Genomic DNA, 16,500 nt, shown 5'->3' with positions numbered 1-16,500 from the left:
TGGTCGAGTGAAATTGCACGGAGTCCTGGCTGGTTTCTTGGCGGCGTGGATGCTCGGGACCCCGGCGCTTGCGGCGCCAGCACCTCCCGTCAGGTTTCAGCTTTCGAATGGCCTTCAGGTCTACCTGATGGTGGATCGAAAGGCCCCAGTGGTCGCCGTTCAAGTCTGGTACGGCGTGGGCAGTCGTGACGAACGGCCAGGCATGACCGGCGCTTCGCATCTTCTGGAACACATGATGTTTCAGGGATCCTCGCGGTTCGGCCCGGGTGAATTCGATCGGCAGTTGGTGAGCCGAGGCGGTCAAAACAACGCCTTCACCACCACTGACTTCACCGCTTATCACGAGGTGCTTGCCAGTGAGCATCTCGAGACAGCCCTGGCGCTGGAGGCCGACCGCATGAAGGGGGCTCTGCTGCCTGCTGAGAAACTGCTGGCCGAACGGGAAGTCGTGAAGGAGGAGCTTCGCGGCAGCAGCGACAGCGCCTTGGGCATGGCATGGGATTACCTACCTGCGGCCATGTGGCTCGCCAATGGCTACCATTGGCCCGTGGGGGGCTGGCCTGGAGATCTGGATGCCATCTCCAGGGCCGACCTGCTGGCCTATTACCGAACCTACTACCAGCCTAACAATGCCACCTTGGTCGTGGTGGGTGACCTGGACCCTCAAAGGGCCCTCCGGTCCATTCGGCGAGTGTTCGACAAACTCGCGCCGGGCCCAACACCCCCTCGCCGTTACACCAGGGAACCGTCGCATCGTGGGGAGCGTCGCATCGAGGTCATTCGACCTGTACAGGCTCCCGTTGTCCTGACGGCCTTCCGTTTACCTGGAGCGGGACATCGAGACATCGATGCGGCAAGGCTTCTGGCACTGGTGCTGGGCGAGGGGCGTTCCGCTCGTTTGCAGGCAGCTCTGGTGGGGGCGCGCAAGCCTCTGCGAGAACTTGAAGTCGGGGTTGATGAGGCTCGCGAGGGTGGTTTCCTGTATTTCGCGCTCGCGCCAGGCCCGGGGCACTCGCCCCTGGATGCGGAGCGGGCCCTCGAACGAGAACTGGCTGTCTTCAAACGTTTCGGAGCCACCAGAGAGGAATTGAACAGGGCTCGTCGACAGGCCGAAACCCGCCATTTGTTGGCCATCGAGACGGTCGAGGGGCGGGCTGAGGACATCGGGAGACGGGTCTTGCTGACCGGAACTGCCCAGAGAACTGACTTCACCGCGCGTTTGCGCGGCATCACTGAGACGCAACTCAGAGCCCTGGCCGGGCGTTACTTCAGTCGAGCGAATCGTGCCACGGTGACGGTTCGCCCGGTCGATCGGGAGGATCTGTGATGAGGTCGTTTTTCCGCTCCTCCTTGATCCTTGGCCTGTGTTGCCTGACGTTGCTGCCGACGGCTTGCGTCTCCCAGCGACTGCCGCGTCAGGAGGATAGCCCCAAGCCGCGCCCGCTCCCGACGCGAACGCCCGAGCCAGCACCGAGACCCTTCACGCTGCCTGCGTCGACTCAACAACTTCTTCCCAATGGCATGCGCATCACCCACCTGCTGCGACGCCACGTGCCATTGGTGACGATTCATGTCGTGGTTGAGGCTGGTTCTCTCCTGGACGAACCAGGCCTGACGGGGCAGGCGCTTCTGACGGCTGAGATGCTTCAAAGAGGGACGGAGAGCAAGTCCGCCGCCACCTTCACCCGCTTGCTGGACGCGACGGGAGGAAAGCTCCGTGTCAAGGTTGAGCCGGACGCCACGATGTTTACCGTGACCGTTCCACAAGCGCAGGTGACGGTTGCGACCCAATTGCTGGCAGAGATGTTGCAGCGTCCGCTGCTCTCGCCAGCCGATCTGGTGGATGCTTGCGAGGATCAGAAAAACCATCTGAGGGCGATGCTGGACGATCCAGATTGGGTGGCGGACGAGGCTCTCCGCGTGGCCGTTTTTGGGGGACATCCCTATGGCCGCGCGCTTTCCCTTCGGGCGATCGATGCCACGATGCGACGGGACATTCGCCGCTTCTACCAGAGCTGGTATCGCCCCAATCGCACCCACCTGGTGGTGGTAGGGAACGTTCCCGCCAATGAGATCTTTCGCCAAACCCGGGTGCTGTTTGGCACCTGGCGCGTACGAGGAGCAAACGGGCAAAAGCAGATGGGCGGCGTGGTGAAAATGCCGAAGAACCTGAGGCTGTGGTTGGTGGATATGCCCTTGGAACAAGCCTACCTGCGATGGGGAACGGGCACTCCATCGCGCCGTCAAAGTTACGCCCCCGGCGTGGATGCGCTCAATTTCATTCTGGGGGGTGATTTCACGTCACGTCTGAATCAAAAGATTCGCGATGACGCCGGGCTAGCCTATGGGGCCTACAGCCAGATCGACCTTTTTCGTGACTTCGGGTATTTCTCCGCGCGAACGAATACGCGGGCGGAAACGACACGCCGCACCCTGGACCTGTTGTTGTCAGTCGTTCGTGGGTTACGTCGTTCCCCGCCTGGATATGCCGAGGTCGTGACCGCCCAACGCTACCTGTCAGGCGCTTATCCGCTGCGATTTGAAACGAACCTGGCCCTGGCGGAGGAGGTGGGGGTCCTGCGTTTGAATCAACTGTCGGAGGATAGCATTGCGGGCTACCGCGCCCGCGTCCGCCGCGTCACGAGCGATGACCTCGGTAAACTGGCCAAGCTCTACTTGCCGAACGGTGGCGGCCATCTGGTCGTGGTGGGCGACAAGCGCCGTGTGTTTCGGCAACTGGCTGGCTTTGGGGCAATCACGGTGATTCCCCGTGCCAGCCTGATACGCTGACCGACCTGGTAGCCCGGTAGATTTCGCCGTGCTAACCCGGCTGAACCTGACCGTCTCGAAGTTCTTCCAGCGGACTTGATGGCGACGATGGAGGCACACCGGCGACCAACGTGTGCGCTGGCGCCTCAGCATCGGGAATCGTGTCCGGTTGAATGAGCAAGCGCCCCAGGGTGTAGGTCAGGATGGCCCGAATCACCGTGGCGAGCGGGACGGCCACCAGCAGGCCGACTGCCCCTCCATAATGTTCTCCCACCAGCAAGGCCAACACCACCAGAGCGGGATGGAGTTCCGCATTGTGGCCGATGATGTTCGGGTTGAGCAGATTGGCCTCGATGAGGTGGATCAGCAAGATCCAGATGAGCGCCAGGAGTCCCGTGAGCAGCGAATTCGTCAGGGCCACCAACACAATGGGAACGGTACTGAAAAGGGTACCGAAGACGGGAATCAGGCTGAAAAATCCGGCCAGCACGCCGAGCGTCACGGCAAACTTGACTCCAATGACCATGAGCCCCACGGTCGTCAATACCCCGTTCACCACGCAGACACCAATTTGTCCACGAACCGCCCCTGCCAGGCCCCGATCGATGTCAGCCATCAGCGACATCGTGGCCGCCCTGTAGCGGTCAGGCAAAAGCCGACCGAGCCAACGCTGCAGCCGAGGGAGGTCATACAGCAGAAACCCGGTCAACATGAACACGAGGACCAGCAGAAGAATCGTGGAGAACACCCCTGCGATCAGGTCACGTGCGCGTTTGGCCAGCTCCATGACGTGACTGTTGACGGTGTCAAATCCGCTTGTAACACCCTCCTGCAGGGTCTTTTTGATGTCGAATGGGACATTGTAGGTATCCAGCTGCCCCTGCCAGGTGATGACCAAACCTGGCATCACGTCCCGTTCAAAATGGAGGACCTGGGCCGGTAGGATTTGCGCGAGGCGAGCGAATTCCTGATAGAGCTGTGGCAAGACAAACAGCCCGACGAACCACAAGCCGAGTGCGAAGGCGGCGTAGACGGTCACGATACCCGCCAGGCGTCCCACCGGGGTGTCGCGGAAGCGCCTGGCGGCCACCCACGAGACGGCTGGGTTTAGCAGGTACACCAGCGCAAATGCGATGTAAAACGGTGTCAGGGTCTTGCCGAGAAGGACAACCCCGCCGAGCAAGGCCAACACCGAGGCAAGCAGCAAGATACCTCGACCTTCATCGCTAAGTGGCCAGGAAAAGGGTCTCAGGGGGCGATGAGAATTCACGTTTACAGCTCAGCCAGAATGCCCCGAAGCAGGCGGGCGAGGGTGGGGCCGACCCGTTGCGCCACCTCGAGGATCTCAGCTTCCGTGGCGTGATGACCGGAATCCGGGATGGCCATGTCTGAGATGGTCCCGATCCCCAGCACCCTCAGCCCCAGATGGGCCGCCGCGATCACCTCGTGGACGGTGGACATCCCAACAGAGTCCGCTCCGATCTTGGTCAAGAAGCGCAATTCGGCCTTGGTGCAGTAAGCTGGCCCCAGAATGCCCGCGTAGGTGCCTTCCTGAAGATAGAGGCCTAGTTGCACGGCCACCCTCCGGGCCAGTTCGTTCAATTCCGGCCGATAGGCGTTGAACATCACGGGGAATCTTTCGCCGAGCGAGGGATCGTTCGGGCCGACCAGGGGGTTTTGCCCGGTCAGGTTGATGTGGTCATGAATCAGCATGAGGTCACCAGCCTTGAAGCGCGCGTTCAATCCGCCCGTCGCACAGGTGACAATCAGGGTCTCCACGCCCAAACGCTTCAACACGCGGATCGGAAAGGCCACCTGCTGGGCGGTGTAACCCTCGTACAAGTGAAATCGCCCTTGAAGCATGGCCACCGCGCGACCCGCCAACTGTCCGATCAGAAGGTTGCCCGCGTGACCGGGGGCGGTCGAAACCGGGAAATGTGGAATGGCCCCGTATGGAATCACGGTGGCGTCATCGAGGGCGTCCGCCACCAGCCCCAGGCCCGAACCCAAGATCAGTCCGCACGAAGGTGTCTGAGACGTCTTCGAACGAATGAAGGTCAGCGCCTCTTCCACACGCCGGCGCTCATCCAACACCAAGGGAGAGAGGGAAGCGGCCACGGTCACGTCAAAACCTCCATAAAACTCGCCCCGCCTTGGGAGCGGGGCGAGAAGCGAGTGGGCCCTCCGAGGCTCGAACTCGGGACCCGCTGATTAAGAGTCAGCTGCTCTACCAACTGAGCTAAAGGCCCGTACGGACTGGTGACTCATGAGCCCCCGGCTCATTTTACCACAGCGGCGTGGAGAGCAAGCTCACCGCACCCTGCGGAGGCGGGCAGGGAGGGATTCGAACCCTCGGTACGGGGTTAAGCCGCACACATCATTTCCAGTGATGCCCTTTCGACCACTCAGGCACCTGCCCTAAAAAAAGTGAAGTGGGCCCTCCGAGGCTCGAACTCGGGACCCGCTGATTAAGAGTCAGCTGCTCTACCAACTGAGCTAAAGGCCCGCCACTGAAGGAAAAGGTAACATCCGAGTAAAGCTCATGTCAATGCAACCCCGAAGCGATTCTCCAGCACGCCGGGAGGGCCTCCACGCCGTTCACCAGGTATAATGCATCCATGTTCCATTTTGCTCAGCGTCGTGTTTCGTTTCACCTGGTCAGCCGGGCCGTGGCGCTCCTGGTGATCGCCGGAACGCTTTTCCCGGCCGATGCCACTGCCGCCTCCGCTCGCCCTGCGTATCCCACACGCTCACGAGCCGAGGCCCCACCAAATCGTCTCGTTTTCGTCCGCGGAATGAGTTTCGACCCGCAACGGCATACCCTGGTCCTGGCGGTCACCCGTTCGGTCGCGGTCAGCACGCGCTCGCTCCCGAATCCGATGCGCCTGGTCATTGATTTGCCGGGCGCCCGTCTGGCTATGCGGAACCGCGAACTGATGCCCCGTGACACGTTGGTTCACAGGGTCCGTGTCGCGCAATACTCGGTGTGGCCCCCGATCGTCCGGGTCGTGCTGGAACCGGTTTCACAGCAAGAGCCCATCCTGGCTGTTCAGCAGGGCCGTGGCAGGGTCTTTATCTCGGTGGCTGAGGGGGCCAAGGGCGCCCCGACCGAGACGCCGGAAACGGAAGCACCCTCACCTCAGACCATACCAGAGGGGGAGGCTCCGGACCTCCCAGCTCAACCTGCGCCAACGACAGTCTCCCCTGCTCCCGTGGCTTCCCCCGAGCCGCCGTCCAAGCCCTCATCGTTACCCCCACTCAAGCGACCCGGGATTCAGCAGCGCTTGCGTCCGGGTACCGCCATTCCAAGGCCGTCAACGTCGCCAACTGCCGTTCCCACCGTGCCTCCTGGGTCGGACGGTAAGGGGATTGATCAACCCGAACCGCCTCGGATCATCGAGGAGGATACGTGGCTCCTTCCGCAGCCAGGCCTTGTCTCTCCGTCGCCCCTCTCCGAGCCGCTCCCGCCCCCTCCGGGTGTGCCCATGATCCCGCCAGGAGCGGAGGCTTCCGAATCGGCGGTCCCGCCTGGCGGTGCCGCGACGCCTCAGCGGCGCACCGAAGAAACAGGCAGCGAGACTGTCCCTAAATTGCCCTGACGGCAAGAGGAGACGGGACGCGATGTCACATTTCACTCGGATCAAGACGCAGTTGAACGATCTTGAAGCGGTCGAGGCCGCCGTTGAGGGCTTGGGCTATCCTTACGCCCGGAACGCTTTCGTGAGGGGGTATGCGGGGAACACAACCCAGGCCGAGCTCGTCTGTTCTCCAGGCCGCGAATACGATATCGGTTTCGTCCAGTCATCCGGTGCGGAGATCAGCGTCGTGGCAGACTGGTGGGGGGTCGGTAAGGATTCGGGCCTGAAGCAGGACGTTTTCTTGAAGTCTCTTCGCCAGAGATACGCCCATCATCTGATCACCAAGCAATTTGCCTCTCAGGGCTTTCAGCTGGTTCAGGAACACTGTGCCACGGATCAGACGGTCAAGCTCACCTTTCGTCGGTGGCGATGACCGATGCTGACGCAGGGCGAATAAGTCCCAGGCACGGGGCATCTCCGGCAGCGAGCTCCTCGGAGTCTGCGGCGAGGGCAGATGACAGGGCCGGTTCCAGTCCATTTCTGATGCCATCAGGTAAGTGGGTGGTCAGCAGCGTGATTTGGATGCGGACCGCCCAGATAGGGACAGAGGCGACGCCCTGGCGTGGGATACGTCTTCTCCTCAGGATCTTGGCCTGACAGCTGGTGCCTGAATCCAGACACGGGGAGAGCGCCGCAGCAAGGCCGCGCGGAATGTATCCCAGCCTCCCAGATGCCTTGTCCAGGCTGCGCCACTCGACGGCGATGGCATTGGGATCGAATGGGTTTTCGGGCTCGCGCTGGAGCTCGACCGCATCCTCGACGGTCAACAAGCGAATCAAGGCCTGGCGCGAGGTTCCATCCACATTGGGAAAGGTCACGCCTGCCACTCGTGTCTCGATCTGGAAACCCTCAACGTCCGACAAAGTGCCAGCTCCCCCGCTCCCCCGTTCTGGACGTTCCGACAAGCAACAAATGCCGCATTCCCGTATAATACCGGGCGTCGACCCGCCCTTGCCAACGGTGAATCGTCCGAAAGCCGACGTCAGACGTCGCAGCAGGTCATGAATTCTAAACGGGACTATCCCAAGCTCCTCACACGCTGCCTGGTCGACGCGATCGCCGAACGCGACTGGGAACTGGTGCTCGCGGAAGTCCAGCGAGCGCTGGAAGTCGTCTCACCACTGGGCGAGCGCCTGAGCTTCTGGTCAGAGTTTCTGGACGAACTGCTCCGCAGCCACGCCACCTGGCAGGACTTCGAAACGCACTGGCCAGGCGGCAGTGAAGGGTTGGAAAAGCCTGAATATTTTCTCATTCTCGGCTTGCAGGCGCTCTCGGAGGAAAGCTTCGAACGGGCTGGATATTTTCTGGCTCGCGCGGCTGAGGTGGCGCCCGACAGTCACGTACCGCTCGCCTATCTCGGTATCCTGCATGAGTCGCTGGGCTGCCCTTCGGAGGCCCTCGCCTACTACGATGGCGCACTGGAGTTGAAGCCTGGGCTGTTCAGTGTTCTGAATGCGGCCGGCAACCTCTGCCATGAACTGGGTTTCCACCGACGGGCCGTTTCGTATTACAAGGAGGCTCGCCCCTTGCTGGTCGAACCGGTGAATCAGGCCGTCGTGGTGGGCAACCTGGGTAACTCCCACCGAGCCTTGGGGCAAATGGATGCGGCCATTCGTTCCTACACGGAGGCCTTGGCCCTGGACCCGTCTGCGCATACGACGGCGCTGGCCCTCGGTGAATGCCTGCTAGACTCCCACCGCTACCAGGAAGCCATCGCGTGCCTGGAGGGACAGGTCCACTCGCCCACGTTTGACAGCTGGAGTGAGGAAGCCCGGGGCAAGGCTTTCGCCACCTTGGCGCGTGCCCACGCCTTGGATGAAAACCCGCCGGCCGCGCTTGCCTGCTGGTGGAATCACCTGGGCGGCAAGTTGGCAGATGAGCCCAATGAAGGGGTCGTCGCCCTGTTGAAGGCCCTGTATGCCTGGGCAATCACCCATCCGTCAGACCCCTTGTGTGAATTGCTTCTGGCTGCCGTCAACCGGAGGCTGGGCTATCTCGATTCTGCCCTGCTGCACGCCAAACGGGCGGCCAAGGACCTCCCTCGTCACGCAGCCGCATTTGCGGAACTTGGGGCAGCTTTATTGGCCTATGGGAGGGAGCCAGTGGCCCTGGAAGCACTGGATGAAGCTGTTTCCCTGGCTCCTGAACGTGCCGTTTATCGTGCGATGCGCGCGACTGCCACCTGGCGTAACCATCCAGGGTTGGCTGAAGCAGACCTGCAGGAGGCCATCCGTCTGGAACCAGGTGATGCTTCGCTAAGGTGTGATCTCGCGTGGCTGAGACTATCGGCTGACGAGTATGACGATGCGCAGGAACACTTCACGCACGCGCTATTTTTGAGGGAGGATGCGCCCATCCTCCACGGCCACCACGGACCCTGTTCCAAACGAGGCAGTTTCAGCGATCTGCTCGACCCGCTTGAATCTGAGTTGCGCCACGAGGATACCGCGAGCGCGCACTGGATGAGTGGCGCTGCATATGCCGCGATCGCCGGCCGCTACGATCTCGCCCGCCAACTCTTGCAGGGAATTCTTGCCGACGCCCCGGATAATCTCGATGCCATTCGCAACTATGCCTGGCTTCTGACCCAGAACGAGCACTCGGTAGACGCCACGCCTTGGTGGGCACGGGCCGTCAAACTGGCGCCCTGGGACCAGGTTTCCCGCTTTTTTCTCTTCAAGGGGCAGGCGACGCGACCAGGGGAAAGCCGTCGAGAATTGATTCCCACCATTCGAGAAGCCTTGGAGGCCGAGCCACATTTTCATCTGGCTCGCTTGCTTCTGGCACGTGCCTTGGACCCTGACCCAGAGGCCAGGCTTCACCTCGAATATCTCGTACAAGCCCTACCAGGGCTTTATTCCCCGTGGTTCTGGCTAGGCAAAGCCAGTTTTCATCGGCGGGACATCAAGGGCGCCCGTCCTCCCCTCGAAAAATCCGTCCAGCTGAACAAGGCCTTTCTGCCCGCCAGACAGATGCTGGTGCAATGCTACACCCACTTGGGGGATATGGCGCGCGCCCACTTCCATCAAGCCCACTGCCATCTTCTCTCCGGCCACCTTCACCGGGCCCAGGATAGCTTCCAGCGCGCGCTCGAATTGGACGGGGACTTGCACGAGGCAGAGGTAGGGCTGCACGAGATTGCCAATCGCCAGCAGGCGCAGAAACGGCCTTCCTCTCAGGCAGCCTGGGACCTCATGTTCGGTGGTCCCATCATTTGAACCCCGTGAGAGCCCCTGTCAGAACAGCAGGGAGCCCTCAACTGATGGGCGCGACAAGGGGGACGGTTGCAATGGCGACGGTTGAGTTCCCCCCTGCGGCGGCCAGGCCTTCGCTTGAAAACGAGTCAGACAGGCTTCCGTTGCCAATTTGACCGGTTTTCCGCCAACGTAGAGCGTGGCCCGTTCAATCATCCGCACGCAGCCCACCCCCGCTGCATACCAATAGGAAAGCACGTCGGAATTCCCATCCGCGTAACGAATGAGGTGATCCACCTGCCAGGTCTCAAACCGCCCCGCGGGCACCTCCGTGTCTCTCATGCCGATCACGGAAATGACTTCCGAATGCCCATCTGGCAGAGGGCGCCCCGGCCAAGACGCCCCCGACTGCCAAGGCGCGCGCAAAATGGTGATGGAGGGACCGTTGACCGGGCTGTTCAGCCGGGAAAGCTTCACCGAGTCCGGCGTCACCCAAATCCGCGTGGGAGGCGGTTCAAAGTTCCCATATCGACGCTGAAGAACGGCGCATGTTGCGCTGCCAACCGCTTGTCGTTCGGCGATTCCGAACATCATTTGCCGCTCTTGCCCCGTACCCGTGCCTTCAATGTCCCGCAACACGTAGTCCCAACGAAGTCCGGGCTCCGTGGGATACCAGGACGACTGGCTCGCGGTGAACAGGCGGTTTGCCGGCTTGAGGCTCCCACTGACGGGCGACACGGCGCGACAACCACCCGCCATAAAAATGAATGCCAACCCGCACCACAGAAGGGTCAAGGAGGATGAGGACAACTTGCCGGAACGCATGACCCAATGTTAAATTTATTTTATAGAAAAGTAAACGGTTCTTGAAAGAGTTCCGTGCCGATGGGAGGAACCGAGTTGTTTCCACGTCAAATCAAAGCGCTGAGCGTCTGGCCCTTGCTCACGTTGAGCGTGCTCACTCTGACTGGGTGCCAGGGCCCCACGACGGTGATCGGGCGAACGGCTTCAAGTACAGGTCAGAAGGCCGAGTCACCCCGGGTGGCCAGTCCCACAGCGGCCCAGAAAATCCAAATCTTGGTGAAATTCAAGTCAGAGCTTCGTGCCACCGAAATGCAAGCATTTCGCAGCACCTATGGATTGCGCAATGTGGGCATGATTCAGGCGCTCGGGGTCTACGTCGAGGAACTGGAGGGCGATCGCCCGGTTGAGGCCCTGCTCAAGGAGCTCAACGCCTCTCCCCTCGTGGAATATGCGGAACTCAACGGTCAGGTGAGCATCCCCTGAACCCTGGAAGGCGTTCGCAAGTCTGCTCAAGTCATCAACGAAAGCGGCCCGGGAAAGCTTCCCGGGCCGCTGGTGTTAGAGGGCTGGTGCCGTTCAGGGCTCCGTGGTGCTGGCCTTCAGCCAATCCGTCACGGCCTTGATCTCTCCCTCGGAAAGCTGCCCCTTGAAGGAAGGCATGCCTCCCTTGCCATTGGTCACAGAATTCACGATATCTCGACCGTCGAGGAAGGCTTTGCTCGCCAGGTTGGCTTGAGGCATATTCTTCTTGGTTGGCCCGTGACACATCACGCATTTCGCCGAAAAGATGGCCTGCCCGTCTGCCCCAGCTTGCCTGGCCCCCCCAGGCGGCGTCCCACCTGAAGAACCGTGACCAGCGGAAGCACCCTTCAGCAACTCTTGCGCGTGCGGGTCATGCGCATCAGCCCAGTAAGCCCGAGCGGTCAAACCGACGACGAACAGCATCAAGAGCGACATCATCACCGTGGCAACCGGACGCTTGGTCCAGCGGCGATAAGGATTCCGGTCATAGAAGGGCAGCAACAACAAAGCGCCCGCGATGCCCCCTGGGATGATCGCCACTGCGAAGATCGCCCAAGGACCAGGGAAGTACTTCAAAAGCTCGAACAGCCACATGAAGTACCACTCCGGACGGGGCAGATACTGACTGGTCGGATCTGCCGGTGCATCCAGGTGTACGCCCTGAATGAAGGTCAGTGCCAGCAAAAGAAGGAGAAGCGCCAGCGCAACGACCACGTCTTTCCAGGTGGCGAAAGGATGGAAGGGGTAACCCGCCTCCTTCATCTTCTTGTATTCGACGTCGTAGACCTGCTTCTCAACAGGATCATCGAAGAAACCACCCATGGCTACTTGCCCCCCTTCACGCGGTCATAGGCCTCATCCAACTTCTCAGGAAGGGGCGTGATGCCGATCTTGATGACGAGATAGAGGTGAATCCCCAGGAACACAAGCATCAAGGCGGGGATCATCAGCATGTGAATCGCGTAAAAACGCGTCAGGGTCAGGGCTCCAAGCGTCTCTCCGCCGCGAAGCAGTTTCTTGGAGAAATCCCCGACAATGGGAATGCTCTCAGGCACCTTGGTGCCCACTTCGGTCGCCCAGTAGGCTTTCTGGTCCCAGGGCAGAAGGTAGCCCGTGAAGCCGAGGCCCAGAACCAGGCCCAAGAGTCCAACGCCGGACATCCAGGTCAGTTCCCGCGGATACTTGTAGGCTCCATAGAAAAACACCTGCAGCATGTGCATGGTGACAATCACGACCATGGCGCTGGCGCCATAGTGATGAAGGCCGCGCACGACCTTGCCACCCGTGATCTCTTCCGTCAGAAATTTCACGCTGTCATAGGCGTGGTCCGGCGTCGGCGCATAGTACACCGCCAAAAACATGCCGGAGACGGCCATGATGATGAACGTGAAAAGCGCGGCAAAGCCGAGGGTATACCACCAGTCAATTTTAGGCACATTGCGCGAGACCAGCGCAGCGTCTATGTCTCGCACGCCTAGGCGTAAGTCCAACCATTCGAAGACTTTGCCCACCATCAGCAGACTCCTTCTACGTCAAACCATCATGTGTACGGGAATGCGGGCACGTTGCGTTGCCCCCAGCGGACCTGCCGGATGGACGCACCACAACGCTGGGGATCGTACCGCTTGCTTCGCTGCAGCGTCAATGACAGTCGACACGCATCAGCGATAGTAGACGCGGGGGAGACGCTGCCCGAGGCCACAGAGCACCTCATAGTTGATCGAACCGGTTGCCTCGGCCCAGGTGTCGACGCTCAAGGCGGTCGCTCCTTGACCACCCATCAAGGTCACTTCTTCACCAGGCTCAACCGTGAGGGCCCCCACGTCGAGGACGGTCTGATCCATGGAGATCCGCCCGACCATGGGACAGACCTGACCGCGGACCAGGGCCAAGCCTCGGTTGGATAACGCTCGAGGCAATCCGTCGGCGTAACCGACGGGAATGAGGGCCAGCCGGGTGGCACTTGGCGCTATCCAGGTCAGGTCGTAACCGACCCGGGCACCCGCATGCACGTCCTTCACCTGCGAAATGCGTGCGCGCACGCTCATGACGGGGGCCAGAGAGACCGGCGAATGGTCGGCCGAAGCGGGAAGGTGACCGTACATGGCCAGACCCACGCGGACCATATCGAAATGGGCATTCGGGTAGAAGAGGGTGCCCGCACTGTTGGCCACGTGGCAGGTGATTCCGTGAGCGTGGGCGCGGATGCGGTTGGCCAATTCCTGGAATTTGCCCAGTTGCCGGTCGGTATCGTGAGGCTGCGGGGCATCCGCCGAAGACAGGTGGGACGAAAGCCCAGCCAGATGAAGATCCGCAGAATGGAGCAGGTACTGGGCCAGGCCGCCGGCTTCGTGCAATTCGCACCCTACCCTGGTCATCCCCGTGTTCACTTTGAGATGAACGTCGACCTTGCGGCCGAGACCTCGGGCGACGCGTTCGATCACCTGTACCTGTCGACCGGAACTGACCGTCAACTGCAACTCGTGCCGGATGGCCGCCTCGTAGGCCGCATCGGGCACGATACCCAGAACCAGGATGGGGGATTTGTGGCCCGAGCGACGAAGCTTGGCGCCCTCCTCCACCGTGGCGACCCCCAAAGACGAGGCCCCATGATGAAGGGCCGCTTCTGCGACCATGGCTGCCCCGTGGCCGTAGGCGTCCGCTTTGACCACCGCCATGATCCGAGTTGTAGGGGCAAGCAGGGACTTGATGGCGCGCAGATTCTCAGACAACGCCACCAGGTCGATGCCCAGCCACGCGCCCCGGAGGTTGGCCTGCTCCATCGCGCTGGTGAGGTGGGCACGCTGAAATGCGGACAGACTCGTCTCGATCACGCGCCCATCCTACAATGGATCAGGCGCGACGCGCGAGCACCAGACGTCAGTCTGGCGAGCCTCCCTGTTGCCAGAGCCAACCGACCAAGACGTCCCAGGTCGCGGTGGGGTCTCCCGGCCTCGCAAGCAGAGGGTAGCGCAAGGAGACACTGAGTGACTCCCAGCGGGCCCCCACGCGGAGGTGAGTGGCGGGCCAGACGCCGCTGGTCGCTCCCTGTAACACCGACGCACGAACGCCCACCCCTGCTTCGTAAGCCAGCTCGTGCGGCCGAGCCAAGCGCTGGCTCGTGCCCAGTAAGTCCAGCGCAATCGAGACGCCGTCCAGGCTGCTCGCTGAGCGTCGAAAGAGGCTGAACGGGGTCAGGCCCCCCAGCATCCAGATGCTGGGGCGGAGGTCGAGCGAAGACAGGACCGGGCGGGTGTATTCCAAGCTGAGTGCGTCATACAGGGTCTTGCCCACCCCGAGACCGTAGGCAGCCCGCCATTCGGACGCGCCACCTTGTAGACCACGGCCGAAGCCAGGCTGGGCCTTCGAAAGCGCATCCGTTGGAACGCTTTTCGAGACCACAGGCCTTTCGGTGCTTCGGGGCACCGGCGCTGAAGGCGCCGGAGAGGCTGACGACACCACCCCAGGCGAGGAGGGCACAGCGGCAGGGGAGGTCACGGGCGAGGCAGGCACCCTTCCCCAATGAAACGACACGGAGTAAGGAAGGTTGGTCTCGGGGGACGCCGATGGAGACGGGGACGGCGTGACAGAGGGGAACACCGATGGCGATGCCTGAGGCAGCGGACTCGCCGACGGTTTGGACGCCGAAACTCCCAACGCACCCTGAAGAGCCTGGACGGGAGGAGCAGGGGGAGGCGAGGGCACGAGCGCGGGAGGGGACGGGAGGCGCTGCCCAGGGTTGCTTGGTTCTGACTGATAAGCGAGGCGACGGTCATATTCCCGTCGAGAGATGGCGCTCTTGAGATACAGATTGAGGTCGTCCTGGCGGACCCTGCAGCGTTGATGTCGTTCGGCATCCGAATGCTCGAAGACGACCTCGATTGGCGCCGCAAAGCTTTGAAAGGCAGCAAATGAGACCAGACTGGCCCGTCGCAAAAAGGTGGGCTTGTCCATGACCCCACCGCAGACCACCACCAGCCGTCTCGGCGCTTCGGCGTGGACGGCGAGGATGGGCAGGCCTTCTCTGGACGCGACGGCTCTGACGGCTTCAAGCGGAAGTAGGCGAGGTTCCGGCTTTTTCCCCTCCGCTGCCGCCACTGGGCCATCTGGAACCCAGAGAAGCCAAGCAAGCAAGGCGACGCGCAACGAAAAGGCCTGGAAACTCATCAGACCTCAGAACCTCTCGCGGACACTAGGGGGAATCGGATCCGGGTTGGTCGTGTCAGGCGCCTGGAAAGCTTTGGCGGCAGGCTTCTCACCCACGAACACTTGTTTTTTTGGAGCGCGATTCGTGACCTGGCTGGTTGGCGCCCGTCGAGGAGTGTCCAGGGTGTATTCGCTGAGCTTCCTGGCTGACCTCGGAACCGCAACCGGTGGCACGGGCATCGACTTGGTGGTCGTCAGCCTCGGCGAATCGAGGTGAGGGGGAGAAACCTGTTGATGAGCGCCCAGACGCTCGCCTCGTGAGATCCGACCCGTGAGGTCGTCGACCCGGGTCATGGCGTGGGAGGCCAGCCCCTGGTCCTTGGCGCAACGCGAGATACACTGCCAGGCTCCCAGCGCGGCTTCGAGATCTCCATCGAGTTCGAGCCGGCTCGCTTCGGATGCAAGCGATGCCACCGCCAGACGGTATCCTGCGGATTCAGCGGCCTTGACCACCCGCGCCTGCGGTTCACTGGCAAGCGCGGGTGAACGGCCGGCCAGTTGCACGACCAGCGAGCCGAGACAGATCAGCGAAAGGGCGATTGAACCTGCCATCCAGCGTTTCCGGGCACGGTCAAGGCGACAGGACGCATGGAACAGGCTATCGGTTTCCAAGGCGCGTGCGTGCAGAGCCACCGCATGGGCCTCGCGCTCTTTGGCCAAAGAGGCTTTCAGGCTTTCAAGCTCTTGCACCTTCTGGGTCTCTTGCTGAACCGCAAGCTCCAAGCTGGTCTGAAGCGCCAGCATGCTTCCACGAAGCTTGTCGAAGTCGGCTCTCAAGGTCGCTTCATTGCTTCGCAGGACTTCATTTTCCTGGCGAAGAGAAGCCAATCGCGCGGAGATATCCGCCGGCAGCTGGGTCACCTCTAACGAGGGTGAGGCCTGAACTTGACTGCTCGGCCCATCGCCTAGTTGAGCCCAGGCTGCTTGCCAGGCCTCGTGGGCTGCTTCGAGCAGCACGGGCAGTCCCCGCAAGCGCTCGAACGAGCCGATGTGACGCGACTCCAGGCGCGCCTGACTGCCCAAGGTCTGTAACGCTGCGACCTGGATGGCTTCTTCGCGCGAGGTCAGCGCCACCAGTAGAACGTCATCCCAACTTTGCGGAGCCTTCGCCAGCATGCGCAAGGCCGCCAGTTTGGCGGGCTGGGGCGATTCCGCTTTGAGTGCCTGAATGGCGTCATCGTACCAGACTGCCTGGGGAACAGACGCCGTGGAGCGGTCGCCGATGCCACCAGGCTGGATGGGAGTAGCGGAGCAGTGAGACTCAGACATCGACATCAGACCTGTTGAGTGAGGTACGCCGAGATCCTAATGAAAGTCAGCGAGGCTGGCCGTGGCCGATCGCACACCGTCTAACCTCCGGTAGTTGG

14 protein-coding genes and 3 tRNA genes are annotated in these 16,500 nt (G+C 61.7%); 5 read left to right on the top strand and 12 right to left on the bottom strand.

Annotation, left to right across the window (positions count from 1 at the left end):
* Positions 1-7 precede the first annotated feature (7 nt).
* Both VKP62_16345 and VKP62_16340 read left to right on the top strand, forming a co-directional pair.
* The gene (locus VKP62_16345) at positions 8-1,327 is read left to right on the top strand and encodes a pitrilysin family protein (protein MEB3198765.1); all 1,320 of its coding nucleotides are present in this window, start codon (positions 8-10) and stop codon (positions 1,325-1,327) included.
* Positions 1,327-2,790 (top strand): pitrilysin family protein, encoded by a 1,464-nt coding sequence (locus VKP62_16340; GenBank protein MEB3198764.1) that lies wholly within the window; start codon positions 1,327-1,329, stop codon positions 2,788-2,790. The genes VKP62_16345 and VKP62_16340 overlap by 1 nt, the downstream gene beginning before the upstream one ends.
* 31 nt (positions 2,791-2,821) lie before the next feature.
* Here the strand turns inward: VKP62_16340 and VKP62_16335 are convergent, their stop codons facing one another.
* The 5 genes from VKP62_16335 to VKP62_16315 form a co-directional block, all read right to left on the bottom strand.
* Entirely contained in the window at positions 2,822-3,976 is a 1,155-nt protein-coding gene (locus VKP62_16335) for an AI-2E family transporter (protein ID MEB3198763.1), read from the bottom strand.
* Positions 3,977-4,041: 65 nt separating this feature from the next.
* Positions 4,042-4,893 (bottom strand): purine-nucleoside phosphorylase, encoded by an 852-nt coding sequence (locus VKP62_16330; GenBank protein MEB3198762.1) that lies wholly within the window; start codon positions 4,891-4,893, stop codon positions 4,042-4,044.
* A 52-nt stretch (positions 4,894-4,945) separates the two neighbouring features.
* Positions 4,946-5,018: transfer RNA gene (locus VKP62_16325), tRNA-Lys, on the bottom strand.
* Positions 5,019-5,098: 80 nt separating this feature from the next.
* A tRNA-Ser gene (locus VKP62_16320) sits at positions 5,099-5,188 on the bottom strand.
* 14 nt (positions 5,189-5,202) lie between these two features.
* Positions 5,203-5,275: transfer RNA gene (locus VKP62_16315), tRNA-Lys, on the bottom strand.
* Positions 5,276-6,390: 1,115 nt separating this feature from the next.
* On the opposite strand from VKP62_16315, the gene VKP62_16310 reads away from it, so the two are divergent.
* Positions 6,391-6,780: a DUF1257 domain-containing protein gene (locus VKP62_16310; protein MEB3198761.1), complete on the top strand. Its 390-nt coding sequence runs from the start codon at positions 6,391-6,393 to the stop codon at positions 6,778-6,780.
* Here the strand turns inward: VKP62_16310 and VKP62_16305 are convergent.
* Positions 6,758-7,225 carry an HIRAN domain-containing protein gene (locus VKP62_16305; protein ID MEB3198760.1) on the bottom strand — a complete coding sequence of 156 codons (468 nt, stop codon included), beginning with the start codon at positions 7,223-7,225 and terminating at the stop codon, positions 6,758-6,760. The genes VKP62_16310 and VKP62_16305 overlap by 23 nt on opposite strands.
* 183 nt (positions 7,226-7,408) lie before the next feature.
* Here VKP62_16305 and VKP62_16300 point away from each other — a divergent pair, with 183 nt between their 5' ends.
* Positions 7,409-9,625 (top strand): tetratricopeptide repeat protein, encoded by a 2,217-nt coding sequence (locus VKP62_16300; GenBank protein ID MEB3198759.1) that lies wholly within the window; start codon positions 7,409-7,411, stop codon positions 9,623-9,625.
* Between the two features lie 18 nt (positions 9,626-9,643).
* On the opposite strand, the gene VKP62_16295 is transcribed toward VKP62_16300, so the two are convergent.
* Entirely contained in the window at positions 9,644-10,195 is a 552-nt protein-coding gene (locus tag VKP62_16295; protein MEB3198758.1) for a hypothetical protein, read from the bottom strand.
* A gap of 486 nt (positions 10,196-10,681) precedes the next feature.
* On the opposite strand from VKP62_16295, the gene VKP62_16290 reads away from it, so the two are divergent.
* A complete protein-coding gene (locus VKP62_16290; protein MEB3198757.1) occupies positions 10,682-10,888 on the top strand; it encodes a hypothetical protein in 207 nt (68 codons plus the stop codon).
* Positions 10,889-10,981: 93 nt separating this feature from the next.
* Here the strand turns inward: VKP62_16290 and VKP62_16285 are convergent, their stop codons facing one another.
* The 5 genes from VKP62_16285 to VKP62_16265 form a co-directional block, all read right to left on the bottom strand.
* Entirely contained in the window at positions 10,982-11,749 is a 768-nt protein-coding gene (locus VKP62_16285; GenBank protein MEB3198756.1) for a c-type cytochrome, read from the bottom strand.
* 2 nt (positions 11,750-11,751) lie between these two features.
* Positions 11,752-12,441, bottom strand: a complete 690-nt coding sequence (locus VKP62_16280) for a cytochrome b N-terminal domain-containing protein (GenBank protein ID MEB3198755.1) — start codon at positions 12,439-12,441, stop codon at positions 11,752-11,754.
* 147 nt (positions 12,442-12,588) lie between these two features.
* A complete protein-coding gene (gene alr / locus VKP62_16275) occupies positions 12,589-13,761 on the bottom strand; it encodes an alanine racemase (GenBank protein ID MEB3198754.1) in 1,173 nt (390 codons plus the stop codon).
* 46 nt (positions 13,762-13,807) lie between these two features.
* Positions 13,808-14,329 carry a hypothetical protein gene (locus tag VKP62_16270; GenBank protein ID MEB3198753.1) on the bottom strand — a complete coding sequence of 174 codons (522 nt, stop codon included), beginning with the start codon at positions 14,327-14,329 and terminating at the stop codon, positions 13,808-13,810.
* Positions 14,330-15,100: 771 nt separating this feature from the next.
* On the bottom strand, positions 15,101-16,402 hold the full coding sequence (locus VKP62_16265; protein MEB3198752.1) for a hypothetical protein: 1,302 nt from the start codon (positions 16,400-16,402) through the stop codon (positions 15,101-15,103).
* Between the last annotated feature and the right edge of the window lie 98 nt (positions 16,403-16,500).

The organism is Candidatus Sericytochromatia bacterium (assembly GCA_035285325.1).
Lineage (GTDB): Bacteria > Cyanobacteriota > Sericytochromatia > S15B-MN24 > JAQBPE01 > JAYKJB01.
The sequence above is the reverse complement of the archived record's forward strand: the minus strand, read 5'-3'. Positions and strand labels throughout refer to the sequence as shown.

Bases quoted from the DNA above. Each gene is read 5' to 3' on its own strand.
- VKP62_16340 (MEB3198764.1), top strand. From the start codon at position 1,327: ATGAGGTCGTTTTTCCGCTCCTCCTTGATCCTTGGCCTGTGTTGCCTG.
- VKP62_16310 (MEB3198761.1), top strand. From the start codon at position 6,391: ATGTCACATTTCACTCGGATCAAGACGCAGTTGAACGATCTTGAAGCG.
- VKP62_16300 (MEB3198759.1), top strand. From the start codon at position 7,409: ATGAATTCTAAACGGGACTATCCCAAGCTCCTCACACGCTGCCTGGTC.
- VKP62_16295 (MEB3198758.1), bottom strand. From the start codon at position 10,195: ATGATGTTCGGAATCGCCGAACGACAAGCGGTTGGCAGCGCAACATGC.
- VKP62_16285 (MEB3198756.1), bottom strand. From the start codon at position 11,749: ATGGGTGGTTTCTTCGATGATCCTGTTGAGAAGCAGGTCTACGACGTC.
- VKP62_16280 (MEB3198755.1), bottom strand. From the start codon at position 12,441: ATGGTGGGCAAAGTCTTCGAATGGTTGGACTTACGCCTAGGCGTGCGA.
- VKP62_16265 (MEB3198752.1), bottom strand. From the start codon at position 16,402: ATGTCTGAGTCTCACTGCTCCGCTACTCCCATCCAGCCTGGTGGCATC.